The sequence below is a fragment of the Microbacterium sp. SLBN-111 genome (genome assembly GCF_049739645.1).
Taxonomy (GTDB): domain Bacteria; phylum Actinomycetota; class Actinomycetes; order Actinomycetales; family Microbacteriaceae; genus Microbacterium.
Genome location: NZ_JBMGQH010000001.1, coordinates 3,529,590 through 3,542,999, shown reverse-complemented (window position 1 = coordinate 3,542,999; position 13,410 = coordinate 3,529,590). Strand labels below are relative to the sequence as shown.

12 protein-coding genes are annotated in these 13,410 nt (G+C 70.9%); 6 read left to right on the top strand and 6 right to left on the bottom strand.

Translation table 11 applies throughout. From position 1 onward, the window contains the following. Positions 1-5 precede the first annotated feature (5 nt). The 5 genes from RKD05_RS16545 to RKD05_RS16525 all read left to right on the top strand — a co-directional run bounded on the left by RKD05_RS16545 (position 6) and on the right by RKD05_RS16525 (position 6,208). Positions 6-719: an NUDIX hydrolase gene (locus RKD05_RS16545; protein ID WP_424711466.1), complete on the top strand. Its 714-nt coding sequence runs from the start codon at positions 6-8 to the stop codon at positions 717-719. A gap of 63 nt (positions 720-782) precedes the next feature. Next, entirely contained in the window at positions 783-2,462 is a 1,680-nt protein-coding gene (gene pgi / locus RKD05_RS16540; protein ID WP_424711464.1) for a glucose-6-phosphate isomerase, read from the top strand. Positions 2,463-2,846: 384 nt separating this feature from the next. Beyond that, on the top strand, positions 2,847-3,791 hold the full coding sequence (locus RKD05_RS16535) for a phospholipase (protein ID WP_424711462.1): 945 nt from the start codon (positions 2,847-2,849) through the stop codon (positions 3,789-3,791). Between the two features lie 88 nt (positions 3,792-3,879). Beyond that, positions 3,880-4,458: a PadR family transcriptional regulator gene (locus RKD05_RS16530; protein ID WP_022878325.1), complete on the top strand. Its 579-nt coding sequence runs from the start codon at positions 3,880-3,882 to the stop codon at positions 4,456-4,458. A 52-nt stretch (positions 4,459-4,510) separates the two neighbouring features. Beyond that, on the top strand, positions 4,511-6,208 hold the full coding sequence (locus RKD05_RS16525) for an ABC1 kinase family protein (protein ID WP_424711460.1): 1,698 nt from the start codon (positions 4,511-4,513) through the stop codon (positions 6,206-6,208). Between the two features lie 79 nt (positions 6,209-6,287). Here the strand turns inward: RKD05_RS16525 and RKD05_RS16520 are convergent, their stop codons facing one another. The 6 genes from RKD05_RS16520 to RKD05_RS16495 all read right to left on the bottom strand — a co-directional run bounded on the left by RKD05_RS16520 (position 6,288) and on the right by RKD05_RS16495 (position 12,482). Then, a complete protein-coding gene (locus RKD05_RS16520) occupies positions 6,288-6,950 on the bottom strand; it encodes a hypothetical protein (RefSeq protein ID WP_424711459.1) in 663 nt (220 codons plus the stop codon). Continuing rightward, positions 6,934-7,746, bottom strand: coding sequence for a prolipoprotein diacylglyceryl transferase (locus tag RKD05_RS16515; protein WP_424711458.1), 813 nt, complete (start codon positions 7,744-7,746; stop codon positions 6,934-6,936). The genes RKD05_RS16520 and RKD05_RS16515 overlap by 17 nt, the downstream gene beginning before the upstream one ends. A 2-nt stretch (positions 7,747-7,748) precedes the next feature. Next, positions 7,749-8,066 carry a hypothetical protein gene (locus RKD05_RS16510; protein WP_424711456.1) on the bottom strand — a complete coding sequence of 106 codons (318 nt, stop codon included), beginning with the start codon at positions 8,064-8,066 and terminating at the stop codon, positions 7,749-7,751. Next, complete coding sequence (locus tag RKD05_RS16505; RefSeq protein ID WP_424711455.1) at positions 8,063-9,649, bottom strand: radical SAM protein; 1,587 nt, start codon at positions 9,647-9,649, stop codon at positions 8,063-8,065. Before RKD05_RS16505 ends, RKD05_RS16510 begins: the two co-directional genes overlap by 4 nt. Before the next feature lie 137 nt (positions 9,650-9,786). Next, positions 9,787-10,767, bottom strand: coding sequence for a lytic transglycosylase domain-containing protein (locus RKD05_RS16500; protein WP_424711454.1), 981 nt, complete (start codon positions 10,765-10,767; stop codon positions 9,787-9,789). A gap of 200 nt (positions 10,768-10,967) precedes the next feature. Continuing rightward, the gene (locus RKD05_RS16495; RefSeq protein WP_424711452.1) at positions 10,968-12,482 is read right to left on the bottom strand and encodes an MFS transporter; all 1,515 of its coding nucleotides are present in this window, start codon (positions 12,480-12,482) and stop codon (positions 10,968-10,970) included. Positions 12,483-12,587: 105 nt separating this feature from the next. On the opposite strand from RKD05_RS16495, the gene RKD05_RS16490 reads away from it, so the two are divergent. Continuing rightward, entirely contained in the window at positions 12,588-13,217 is a 630-nt protein-coding gene (locus RKD05_RS16490; RefSeq protein ID WP_424711450.1) for a TetR/AcrR family transcriptional regulator, read from the top strand. The last annotated feature ends 193 nt before the right edge of the window (positions 13,218-13,410 follow it).

Genomic DNA, 13,410 nt, shown 5'->3' with positions numbered 1-13,410 from the left:
ACCGCATGCGTTCCCCCCGCGACGACCTGCAGTCCCTCGTCGACGGCGCCACCGCCGAGATGTTCGCGGCGCCGCAGCCGCTGCCGGTCGACGGCGAGGCGCGCGACGCCGCGGTGCTCATCCTCTTCGGAACCCTGGATGCCGTGCCCAGCGCGCACGTCGCGCGCGCCGTCCCGTCCGACCTCGACGTCCTGCTCCTCGCCCGCGCCGACACGCTCCGCGCCCACCCCGGACAGGTGGCCTTCCCCGGCGGCCGGGTCGACCCCGGTGATGACGGGCCGGTCGCCGCGGCGCTGCGCGAAGCGCGGGAGGAGACGGGCCTGGATCCCGCCGGCGTCGGCGTCATCGGAACGCTCCCGCCCGTGCCGCTCGTCTACTCCCGCCATCTCGTCACCCCGGTCGTGGCCTGGTGGGAGCGGCCCACCCCGGTTCGGGCGGTGGATGCCGCGGAATCGGCCGCAGTGTTCCGCGCCCCGGTCGCTGACCTCCTCCATCCGGAGCGTCGCGGGGTCACCGTGATCCGCCGGGACGGCCGCGAGTGGCGCGGTCCCGCGTTCGTGGTTCCGCACGCGGCCGGCGCTCACGTCGTGTGGGGCTTCACCGCGATGCTCCTGGACGGGATGTTCGACCTTTTGGGGTGGACGGAGCCGTGGGATCGCACGCGCGAGATCGCCCTGCCCGCGGTGAGCGCCCCTCCTCCCCAGGCATCCATTCCCTAGCGTTTTCCTCTCCGTTCGTCACCCCGCGCACCCGTGCCCCCGAGGGTCGCTAGCGTGGTGTTCGTGACTGCTCCCGTTGATCCCACCACCACGTCCGCCTGGGCCCGCCTCACGGCCCTGCGCGAGAGCTTCGACCCCGATCTGCGCGGATGGTTCGCCGCCGACCCGGGTCGCGTCGACAGCCTCACCCGCACCGTGGGCGATCTGCACGTCGACCTCTCCAAGAACCTCGTGACCCCCGAGATCCTCGAGGCCCTCGTGGCGCTCGCCGACGAGACCGGCGTCCGCGAGCGGTTCGCCGAGATGCTGAGCGGCGCCCACCTCAACACGTCCGAAGACCGCGCGGTCCTGCACACCGCGCTGCGTCGTCCTGCGGACGCCACGCCCGCGCTGCACGTCGACGGGCAGGACGTCGACCACGACGTCCAGGCCGTCCTCTCCGCGATGTCCGCTTTCGCCGATCGCGTGCGCAGCGGCGAGTGGCAGGGGGTGACCGGCAAGAAGGTCACGCACGTCGTCAACATCGGCATCGGCGGCTCCGACCTCGGCCCCGTGATGGTCTACGAGGCTCTGAAGCCCCTGGCGGATGCCGGCATCCAGGCGCGGTTCGTCAGCAACATCGACCCGACCGACATCGCCGAGAAGACCGCCGACCTCGACCCCGAGACGACCCTCTTCATCGTCGCGTCGAAGACGTTCACGACGCTCGAGACCCTCACCAACGCCCGCCTCGCGCGCGACTGGCTCTGGTCCGGTCTCGCCGGGGCCGGCGCGATCGACGACACCGACGCGGCGCGGGTCGACGCCGTCGCCCATCACTTCGTCGCGGTCTCCACGGCGCTCGACAAGGTCGAGGCCTTCGGCATCGACCCCACGAACGCGTTCGGGTTCTGGGACTGGGTCGGCGGTCGCTACTCCGTCGACTCGGCGATCGGGCTCTCGCTCATGATCGCGTTCGGTCCGGCCGCGTTCCGCGAGCTCCTCAGCGGCTTCCACACCGTCGACGTCCACGTCGCCACCACGCCCGTCGAGCAGAACGTCCCCGTCCTCATGGGGCTGCTCAACGTCTGGTACACCAACTTCCTCGGCGCGCAGTCGCACGCGGTGCTGCCGTACGCGCAGCAGCTGAGCCGCTTCGCCGCGTATTTGCAGCAGCTCACGATGGAGTCCAACGGCAAGTCGGTGCGCTGGGACGGCTCGCGGGTCACGACCGACACGGGCGAGATCTTCTGGGGCGAGCCGGGAACCAACGGTCAGCACGCCTTCTACCAGCTCATCCACCAGGGCACGCGTCTCATCCCCGCCGACTTCATCGCGTTCGTGAACCCCGCGTACCCGCTCGCCGACGGTGGCCGTGACGTGCACGGCCTGTTCCTCGCGAACTTCCTCGCGCAGACCAAGGCCCTCGCCTTCGGCAAGACGGCCGAAGAGGTCGAGGCCGAGGGCACCACGGGCGCCCTGGTGGCCGCGCGCACGTTCCCCGGCAACCGGCCGACGACGTCGATCTTCGCGCCGGCGCTGACGCCCGCCGTGCTCGGCCAGCTCATCGCGCTGTACGAGCACATCACCTTCACGCAGGGCACCGTGTGGGGCATCAACTCCTTCGACCAGTGGGGTGTCGAACTCGGCAAGCAGCTCGCGCTGCAGATCGCTCCCGCGATCGAGGGCGACGACGACGCTCTCGCGTCTCAGGATGCCTCCACCGCGGCGCTCCTGAACTACTACCGCGCACACCGATCCTGACGACGCCCGCCGCTCCTCGCGAGGGCGCGGCGGCCGGGGAACGCGACGAACGGGTCGATTCGAGAGAATTTTCTCGCCGGATCGGCCCGTTCGTCGTTCGTGCGAGCGAGCAGGTTCCGCTGGCCCGCGGCCGGCGGGCGATCCGCCGTGGACGCCATGAGGTAAACACCCGACCAAGGCGCATATTTGGGCGCGAATCGGCGGCGCTGTGTGTGATGACGCTTCCGGTGCTGTCGGACCCGCGCGGCCGACGCGGCGGCGACGCCCGCACCCACGGCCCTCTCAGGTAACGAACAGATAACGCTCAGAACGGCCACCCACACTCGGGGACTCGTGTCGACCCGACGGCACGGTTCCCGCGCTCGTACCCGACGAGACGCGCCGATGACGAAAGATTCACTCGTTTTGCTGCGTTCCGATTTGAAGCTCCAGAAGAAGATCCGCCACGTCCATCACGCTCGCCGATCGCTCGTCACCGCCGCCACCTGCGCCGGCGTCGCGCTGGGTATCGTCGCCACGACCGGCGTCGCCGCGGCCGCCCCCGTGTCGCTGCCCGAGGCTGCGGCGTCCTCTTTCTCGGCCCCCGTGTTCCGCGCGGTCTCCGCGAGCGGCAGCCCGGTCACGCTCGAGGGCGTGGTCGGCGACGCCGACTCCGCGCTCACCCGGGCGCAGACGACCCTCACGGATGCCGCGACCGTCGAGTCCGACATCGCGAAGACCGGACTCCCACTGTCGGTGGGGGACACCTCGGTCGACACCTCCGCACTCCAGGCCGCGGCTGACCGGTTGTCGGCATCCGATCTGCTCCCCGTGGTCCTGGTCCCGGCGCTGAGCCAGAACGCGGCGACGGAGACCGAGCGGGTCGCCGATCGTGTCGCGGAACTCCGCGGCAGCCTCAACGACGCGGTGGCCGCGAAGGCCGCGGCCGATGCCGCCGCGGAGGCGAAGCGTCAGGCGGAGGCGGCGGCTGCGGCCGAGGCGCAGCGGCAGAAGGAGGCGGCCGAGGCTCTCGCTCGCGTCAATACCCCCGACGGCGCGAAGGAATTCGCCGCGACCTATGCCGCCGAGCAGTACGGCTGGGGCTCCGACCAGTTCTCGTGCCTCGTGTCGCTGTGGACCAAGGAGTCCGGCTGGAACTACCAGGCCTACAACCCCAGTGGGGCCACCGGCATCCCGCAGTCGCTCCCCGGGAGCAAGATGGCGACGTTCGGCGACGACTGGCAGACCAACGCCGCCACCCAGATCAAGTGGGGCCTGGACTACATCTCCCGCGGCTACGGAACCCCGTGCGCTGCGTGGGGTCACTCGCAGGCGACCAACTGGTACTGAGCGCGAATTCCCAGCCCGCACCCCTCCTCAGCGATATATCGTTGTATATCGCTGGACCCATCCGGGGTTCGCTTTTCGGGAGGTCATCATGAGTGGTTCGTTCCTGGGAGACGCCTTCGGCGCCCGCGGCGGTGCCGCCGGTCAGGGCTGGCCGATGTCGAACATCCTCGACGCGGTCGAGCAGCTGCGCGCGCAGTTCGAGCAGAAGGCGTCGAGCGGCTCGCGGATGAACAAGGGCGACGTGCGTTCCGCCGTTCTCTCGCTGCTGCTCGAAGAGCCGATGCACGGCTACCAGATCATCCGCGAGATCGAGGAGCGCAGCGGCGGCTCGTGGAAGCCGAGCCCCGGTTCGGTGTATCCGACGCTGCAGCTGCTCACCGACGAGGGTCTCGTGCGGGCCGAGGAATCGGGCGGACGGAAGACCTACTCGCTCACCGAGGAGGGGCGCGCCGCGGCCGGCGAAGAGACCACCGAGCGCACCGCGCCCTGGGAGTCCGCGACCGCACGCGACAGCGGACGCATGACCGCGCTGCCGAAGGCGGGCGTCGAGCTCGCGCAGGCGACGGCGCAGGTCGCGCGTTCGGGAAGCAAGGAGCAGATCGCTCAGGCCGTCGAGATCCTCGACGACGCGCGTCGTAAGCTCTACTCCATCCTCGCCCAGAGCTGAGGGTGCCCGAGCCCGACGGCAATCGCCGGGTCATCGGCATCCCGGAGATCCGATGACCGACGACGCCCTTCTGCGCGCCCGCTATCGGCGCATCACGCGGTTCGCCGCGCGTTACCTCGTCCAGGCGTGGTGGTACGAGCTGTTCCTGCCGCGGCTCGGCCTCGAGCGCATCTCCGCTCGGGGTCGGACCCGGCGGCTCCAGCTCATCGCCCGCCGGTTCCACGCCCTCGCGATCGACCTGGGCGGCCTGATGATCAAGGTCGGCCAGTTCATGTCGTCGCGCCTCGACGTTCTGCCGCCGGTCATCACGAAGGAGCTCGAGGGGCTCCAGGACGAGGTGCCCTCGGTCCCGTTCGCGCAGATGCGCGCCCGCGCCGAGGAGGAGCTCGGGATGCCACTCGAGCGCGCCTTCGCATCGGTCGATGAGCGTCCGCTCGCGGCCGCCTCGCTCGGGCAGGCCCACCGCGCGGTGCTGACCGACGATCTCGCCGCCGACACCGGTCTGCGCGAAGTCGTGGTGAAGATCCAGCGCCCCGGTATCGATCGCATCGTCGACGTCGACCTGCGCGCTCTGCGTAAGGTCGGCGTGTGGCTCAGCCGGGTCGCCCTCGTACGCGACCGGGTCGATATGCCGGCGCTCGTCGAGGAGTTCGCCGCGACGAGCCTCGAGGAGATCGACTACCTCCACGAGGCCGCGAACTCGGAGCGCTTCGCCGACGAGTTCGGCGGCGACGGGGGAGTGGCCGTGCCCGAGGTCGTCTGGGAGCGAACGACCCGGCGCGTCCTGACCCTGCAGGACGTCACGGCGATCAAGATCAACGACGTCGACGCGCTCCGGGCCGCGGGCATCGACCCGTCCGAGGTCGCGGCGCGCTTCGCCGCCGTGATGTTCGACCAGCTGTTCGACGACGGGTTCTTCCACGCCGACCCGCATCCGGGCAACGTCTTCGTGACTCCGCTTCCCGGACCCGTGGATGCCACCTCCCCGGCGTGGCGGTTCACCTTCATCGACTTCGGGATGATGGGGGAGGTCCCCCCGAATCTGCGACGAGGTCTGCGACGGGTGCTCATCGCCGCGGCGTCACGCGACGGTAAAGGGCTCGTCGACGGCATCCGCGACGTCGGCGTACTGCTCCCGTCCGCAGATACGGTGCAGCTCGAACGGGCGATGACCCAGCTCTTCTCCCGCTTCGGCGGGATGGGGTTCGCCGAACTCCAGGAGGTCGACCCGCGGGAGTTCCGCGCCTTCGCGGTCGAGTTCGGCGACGTCGTGCGGGCGCTGCCGTTCCAACTGCCCGAGAACTTCCTCCTGATCGTGCGCGCGATGTCGCTGACCAGCGGCATGTGCAGCGCCCTGGATCCGGCGTTCAACATCTGGGATGCCGTCGAGCCTTACGCCCAGCGCCTCATCCGCGAGGAGAGTGGGAACACTGTCCAGGCCCTCGCCCGTGAGGCGGCTTCGGTGGCCGCGCTGACGGCGCGCCTCCCGCGGCGACTGGATGCCATGATCTCGCGCGTCGAAGAGGGCGGGGTGTCGGCTCAAGTGCCTCGCGTCGAGCGACGTCTGCGCGACCTCGAGCGCATGATCCGTCGGGTCGTGTCGGCGGTCCTCTTCACGGGACTCCTCATCGGCGGCATTCTGCTGCAGGCCGAGCAGGCCGTTCTCGGCACCGTGTTGATGGTGCTGTCGATCGCTCCGGCCGCGCACGCGCTCTTCGCGGGGATCGTCGCCCGACGCAGCGGTCGCTGACCGCCTGCTCCGGCGCGGGGCGAAGCGGGAGGTGACCGTCACCCGGCTGGCGCCGTCCGGGCGAAGCCGTCGCGGACCGTCACGCGCCGCCCAGGAGCGCGACGCACGGGCCGAGGAGGACGATCCACGCCGCGGCGCTGACGATGAGTACCCCGGTCGACACCTTGCGGGTGGCGTCGAAGAACATCCCGACGATGGCGGCCACCCCGATGACGTAGAAGGGCCACAGCGCTCCCCAGATGCCCGCGGCGGCCATCAACGACACCAACATCAGGGGGAACGCGATGACGTGCGCGGCGCAGCCGAGACCGACGCCGACCCCCACCCCGGGACCGCGGCCTCCGGCCGGCGGCGCCGACGGGATGCCGGTCCCCGGCTGATCCGGGGGCGCCGTATCCCGGGGCGGCGCGGGAACGACGAACCCTTCTTGCGCGGCGGAGCCGCCGGGGTGCGCGGGCCCGGCCGCCGGCGGAGGCCAGCCTGACGGCGCGGGGGCGGAAGGCGTCGCGAGCGTCTCGCTGTCCGGCGCCACTGTGCCGTCGGGGGTCGCGGGCGTATCGGCGGGCGGGTCCGCGGGCACGTCGTGGTCCGGCGGAGCAGTGCCGTTGGCCGGCGCTTCGCCCTCCGGCGGCACGTGGCCCTCCGGCGCAGCCGTGCCATCCGGCTGCGAGGCGCCGTCTGCTGCCGCCCCCTCCGGGGGAACGTCCTCGTGTTCGTCGGGCGCGTCAGGCTGCTGTGGCATCCGTGAGCCTTTCTGGTCGGGGGGAGCCGGAAGTGAAGTCGCCGCGCCGCGCCATCCACGCGAGCCGCGCGAGCAGGAGCGGGATCGACACGGCGAGGAAGAGTTGCGGGCGGGTCAGTCCCGCCCAGGCGATGTCGTTCCCGCGGACGAACTCGACGCCGAAGCGGAAGATCGCGTAGGCGGCGATGAAGAGGGTGAGCGTCTCGCCCGCGGCGATCGGCCGGTGCCGCAGCCAGAACCACAGCACGCAGAACGCGACGACGTGGAACGGGATCTCGTACACGAAGCTCGGATGTAACGGCACTCCCGCGGGCGCGCCCACCCGGGCCGCGGCGGCGGGGTCGAGGACGATGCCCCAGTCGCTGCCGGTCGGCGTCCCGGGCTTCTCCGTCAGCAGACAGCCGATGCGGCCGATGGCGAGCGCGAGCGCGACGGCGGGCGCGAACAGATCACCGCTGCGGTGCGGGTAGCGCACGATCCTCTTGGCGACATGAACTCCCGCCCACGCGCCGACCAGCGCCGACAGCATCGACGCGTTCCCCCGCGCGAGCTGGTCGAGCAGGCTCAGGTTCTGGGACGGATCGAGGTGCTGGGCCCACGTCCCGAGGCGGGAGAAGACCGCCGCGCCGACGAGGGCGCCCAGCACGAGGTACACGATCCGGGGGTCGTCGACCTGCCGCCGACGCTTCTCGACGAGGAACACGATGCCCGCGGCCGCGAGGGCGATCGTGACCAGCGTCGAGTGGGTGTCCCACGGCGGCAGCCACGGCGCGAGATCGTTGAGCCGGGGGAACACGGCTAGCTCCAGACCCGGATCCACAGGAGCACCCAGAGCGGGATGCCGACCACCGCTAGCACCTCCACGCCCCACAGGTACGCCAGCACGACGCGGGTGTCGCCGAGCTTGCAGCGCGAGCGGAGCAGACCTCCGCGCCGGGCTGCGCGGTACCCGGCGATCGCCACCCCCGCGAAGACCGCCACCGCGACCGGGCCGAGGAGCGCGCTGATCACCGCGATCGTCGTGAAGACGCACAGCCGCAGCGGGTCGAATCCGCCGGGCGGGGCCGGTACCGACGGGTCGCGCTGATTCAGGTGAAGGAACTCCGACGCGCTCATCGCACCGTCACCGGGATCGATCGACGACCGGTCGCCGTCGAGAGGCGGGTGCGTGAGAGCGGTGCCCACGCCTGCACGGCGCAGAACGGAGCGCACTGGTGCGCATCGGTCGTGGCGTTGACCGTGGCGACGTGCACGCAGCACTGAGTCAGGCGCTCCTCGATCATCGTGTTCATGTCCATGAAGGGCTTGACCGTGATGCGGAGCACCCGTTCCCCGAGCATGGCGCGCAGCCGCGCGTGCTGGCCGGGGAGCTTCGAGGCCGCGAGCGTCGCGAGCGTCCCGATGCCCAGGTCGCAGTTCCGACAGATGTCGCCCCAGATGGATGCCATGGACGGGTGCGACAGCGAGGACTGCTCGCTGAGCAGGTCGAGCAACGACGTCTTCACGACCTCGCGGATCGCCTTGTTCACGTGGGAGTCGGCGATGCGGTTCGCCACCAGGTCGGGGGAGAGGTCGAGGAACTCCTTGAGTCGCTCGTGGCCGATGAGTCCCACGAGCGACTTCCACTCGCCGGAGTCGTCCTTCAGGAAGTACCCCACCGAGCAGCAGTGCGGGTGACTGCACGGCAACGCGGTCAGGTCGCGCCACGTGATGTCGCCGTCGGTCTGCGGCCCGAGGCGCGCGAGCACTCCCGTGTGGGTCAGGCGATCGTTCGGGTCGATGCCCGAACCCCGCCCGGAGCCGAAGACCGGCTGGATCGTGACGCCGCCGACGTACGGCGTGTTCTGCGCCCGGCGGATGACGGCCCCGATCTCGTCGTCGTTGACGCCGAGCGTCGCGGTCATCGTGAGCGTCGTGAAGACCCCGGCGGCGGACAGCCTCTCGAGCGCGCGTTCCTTGAAGCGGCGGATGTCGGCTCCACGGTGGAAGCTCGACGACTCCGCCGACTCGCCGTCGTACTGCAGGTAGATCTCGACGCGTTGCCGGTGCTTCTTGAGAACCTCGACGAACGCGTCGTCCTGCGCGATCCGCAGCCCGTTCGAGTTGATGAGGATGCGCACGACCGGCCGGGCGACGAGATGCTCGAGCAACTGCTCCAGCCACGGGTACAGCGTCGGTTCGCCGCCGGAGAGCATCAGGACGTCGATCCGGTCGTTCTCCCGCGCGAGGCGCGCGTCCACCGACGCGAGTACTTCCGCCAGCGGAGCCACGGCGGACGCCGCCGGCCCTGATTCCGCGAAGCACGTCGGACAGCGCAGGTTGCAGTGGTCGGTGAGGTCCTCCAGCAGGATGCAGGTGTGCTGCGTCTGCATCGCGGGCAGGCCGTTCTCGTACGCCGAGGGCACCGGCGCGAAGTTGCCGACGGTGTCCGGCGTGTGCACCTTCGTCGGTGCGGTCCATTGCTCGAGGTAGCTGAGGATCTCCGCGGACTCGTCGTACAGCGTGCGCACGAGTCCGTGCGTGGCGCATCCGCGTTCCAGCCACACCGTGCCGTCGCGGTCGGCGAGCCACCCCGACAGTCGCTGCACCTGGTCGAGCGGACGCTCGGGATCCTCCTCGTGGCACAGCGGGCAGAATGCGTTGACGTATCGATGGATGCGGTAGTCCCGCAGGGGCATTCCGGTTCCGGGGGGAGTCATCCGGCCACCCTAGCCAGGCCGTCGCGACGCCCACCAGACCCGTCCACAGCATCGTCGCTGTGGAGGAGGGGTCGCGCCCGCAAAGCGAAAGGGCCGCACCGGCATCGCCGGTGCGGCCCTTCACGGGGTGTCGCGGGTCAGTACCACCCGGTCGACTGCGAGTGACCCCACGCGCCGCACGGGCTGCCGTAGCGGCCCGAGATGTAGCCGAGGCCCCACGAGATCTGCGTCGCGGCGTTGTTCTGCCAGTCGGCGCCGGCCGAGCCCATCTTGCTGCCGGGGAGCGCCTGCGGGATGCCGTAGGCGCCGCTGCCGGAGTTGTACGCGTGCACGTTCCAGCCGGACTCGCGGTTCCACAGCGACACGAGGCACGAGAACTGGTCGTCGCCCCAGCCGTAGCCGGCCAGCATGCCGCGGGCGGTCGCCTGCGCGCCGCCGGGGCTGTTGTCGCCCGAGCCTCCGCCACTCGAGACAGCCGGCGCGGGCGCGGACGACGAGCTCGAGGACGAAGACGACTCGCGCGCGGCGGCCGCGGCTTCCGCCTCGGCCTTCGCCTTGGCGGCCGCTTCGGCCTCCTGGCGCGCCTTCTCGGCGGCTTCCTCCGCCTGCTTCTTGGCGATGGCGGCATCCAGGCTGCCACGCAGCTGCGCGACGCGCTGGTCGACGGTCGAGGCCGCGGTGGTCACCTCATCGGTGAGCTCGGGCAGGAAGGTCGCGGGGAGCGACTCGGCGGCGGCGAGCCGCTGAGTCGCGGCGGTGAGGGCGGCCGTGTCGATCGTGGCGGGCTGCCCGATGTCGAGCCCGGATGCCGCGATGTCGTTCTGCACGGAGGCCGCGGCCTGCGCCGTGGTGTCGGCGGAGGCGACGGCGGCGCGGGCGGCGACGGTTTCGGGCACGGCGCTCGCGGCGGGCGTGCTGTACGAGGCGAGGCGGAACGAGGCCGACGAGAGGTCGGCGGGGGAGGCGGCGGATGCCAGCGGCGCAGTGCCCGTGAGGGCGGCGGTCGCGAGGACTCCGACGGCGAGGACACCGGCGGTCAGAGCGGGTCGGCGACGAGCTCGGCGGGAGGCCAGGCGGCGGTCGCGGCGGTTGGAGGAGGGCGTTGAATCAGAGCGCATAGAACCGGTTTCGTGTCACGGGGACGGCGCGGGTTTCGCACGTCCGACCCGCGAAGAGCGGGCACGAAACGGGGAGCCTGGCACGGCAGTCTGGACGGAACCTGGGTGAACGATGCTTTCCGGGGGCGGAAAACGGCTGATCCGAGGCTCTTCCGGGCCGGGGTCGGGGTGCCGCCGCGGGCGCCCCGACCCCTCTTCGGTCAGCCCACGGCGACCGGCTCGGCGGGGGCTTCGTGCGCTCCCGCAGCCGCCTGCGGGGTGCGGGAGCGACGCCGGAACAGCACCGCCGCGAGCACCGCTCCGCTCGCGAAGAACGCCGCGCCCCACGTGAACGCCGTGGTGTACCCCGTGACCGCCGCGGGACCCAGCGCCGCGGGTCCGTCGGCGAGGTGGTCGGTCAGGTAGGTGGTGGTCGCGGTCGCGGCGATCGTGTTGAGCAGGGCCGTGCCGATCGACCCGCCGACCTGCTGGCTGGTGTTGACCATGGCGGATGCCACTCCCGCGAAGTGGCGATCCACGCCGAGGGTCGCCGTCTGCATGGATGCCGGCATGATCGAGCCCATCGCGAGGCCGAGCAGAACCAGGCCGGGGAGCACGTCGGTGACATAGACGCTGTCGACGGTGAGGCGCGTGAGCAGCAGCATCCCGCTCATTCCGAGGATCATGCCGATCGGGACCATCACCTTCGCGCCGAGGCGGGGGAAGAGCAGGTTCGTCGACAGCTGCGCGGCGACGACGAGCATGACGACCATCGGCAGGAAGGCCAGCCCGGTCTGGATGGGGCTGAACTTCAGCGTCGCCTGCAGGAAGTACGTGACGAACAGGAAGATGCCGAACATGCTCGCGCCGGCGATGAGGATCGACAGGTACGCGGCGGAGCGGTTGCGGTCGGTCAGGATGGCCAGCGGCAGGAGCGGGTGCGAGGCGCGGCGCTGCCACAGGATGAAGGCGGTGAGGAGAACCGCCGCCGCGGCGAGCGGCACCCAGCTGAGCGGAGAGTCCCAACCCTCGGTCTCGGCGTTGGCGAAGCCGTACACGACGCCGAAGAGGCCGGACGACACGAGCACGGTGCCGGGCAGGTCCAGCCGGGGCCGCGGACCGTCGCTCTCGACCCGGCCGACGAAGATGAGTGTGCCGATGATCGCGACGATCGCGAAGCCGACGTTGATATAGAGGTTCCAGCGCCAGTCGAGGGTCTCGGTGAGGAATCCGCCGAGCAGCAGGCCGACGGCGCCACCCGCCCCGGCGATCGCGCCGAAGACGCCGAACGCGCGGGCGCGCTCCTTCGGGATCGTGAACGTCGTGGTCAGGACGGCGAGCGCGGTCGGTGCGAGCAGCGCGCCGAAGACGCCCTGCAGGGCACGCGCGGCGACGAGAACGCCGAAGTCGGGCGCCGCGCCACCGAGCGCGGAGGCCGCGGCGAATCCGATGAGACCGGTGATGAAGGTGCGCTTGCGGCCGAAGAGGTCGGAGAGCCTACCGCCCAGGAGGAGCAGGGAGCCGAAGGCGAGGGAGTAGGCCGTGACGACCCACTGACGGTCGCCGTCCGAGAACCCCAGGTCGGCCTGGGCGGACGGAAGGGCGATGTTCACGACGGTCGCGTCGAGCACGACCATGAGCTGCGCGATGCCGACGATCGCGAGGGTCAGCCAGCGCCGACGGGAGGGGGTCGCGGATGCCGACCCGATGGCCGGCGCGACGGAGGAGGAGGTCATGGGCACAACATATACGGAACGTTGGAGTTTCGGAAATGAAATGTTCCTGAAACACTCTGTCTCGTAATGGCGTAGGCTCGAGGCATCCGAACGGAAGGACGCTCGATGACGACGGCCCCGGAAAACACCGCGACCGAGGCTCCCCGGCTCGGTCGCAAGCGCGACCTCAGCCGCGATCCGGAGATCCTCGAAGCGGCCCTGGACGTGCTCGCCGAGACCGGGTTCGAGCGCATGACGATCGACGAGGTCGCCACCCGCGCCCGCGCGGGAAAGGCCACGCTCTACCGGCGGTGGCCGTCGAAGTCGGAGCTCGTGATCGACGCCGTCGCCTGCATGAAGCGGGGCGTCTACGACCTGTCGGCGCTCCCCGACACGGGCACGCTGCGCGGCGACCTCGTCGCGATGATCAAGGAGCCCTCGATCGCCGACGCGCAGCGGAAGATGCAGGTGATGGCGGGCATCGTCTCGATGCTGTCGCGATCGCCCGAGCTCGCGGACGTCGCCGAGGAGGCGCTCGTGGCCCCGCGTCGCGAGGCGAACCGCGTTCTGATCGAGCGCGCTATCGCGCGCGGCGAGGTGACGGATGCCATCGACGTCGACCTCATCTCCTCCGTCGGCTCGGCGATGGTCGCGCAGCGCCTGCTGGTCGAGCGGAAGCCCGTCACACGAGCGTTCCTGCTGTCGATCATCGACGGCATCGTGCTCCCCGCGCTCGGGCTGCGCGCCGCGGACTGACCCGCGCGGACCGGCATCTTCGCCCGACGGTTCCCCGGTCGATTCTGATAGCCTTGGGTGTCACTCGTGTGGCTCGTTCCGCACGCCCGGGCTCCGGCCCAGTGGCATCGCACGAAAACACTCCGCTTCGCTTCGGCTCGCGGCATCCGTTCGCCTTTGGGCGGAGGATGCTCCGGCCGGCGGGATCCACCCG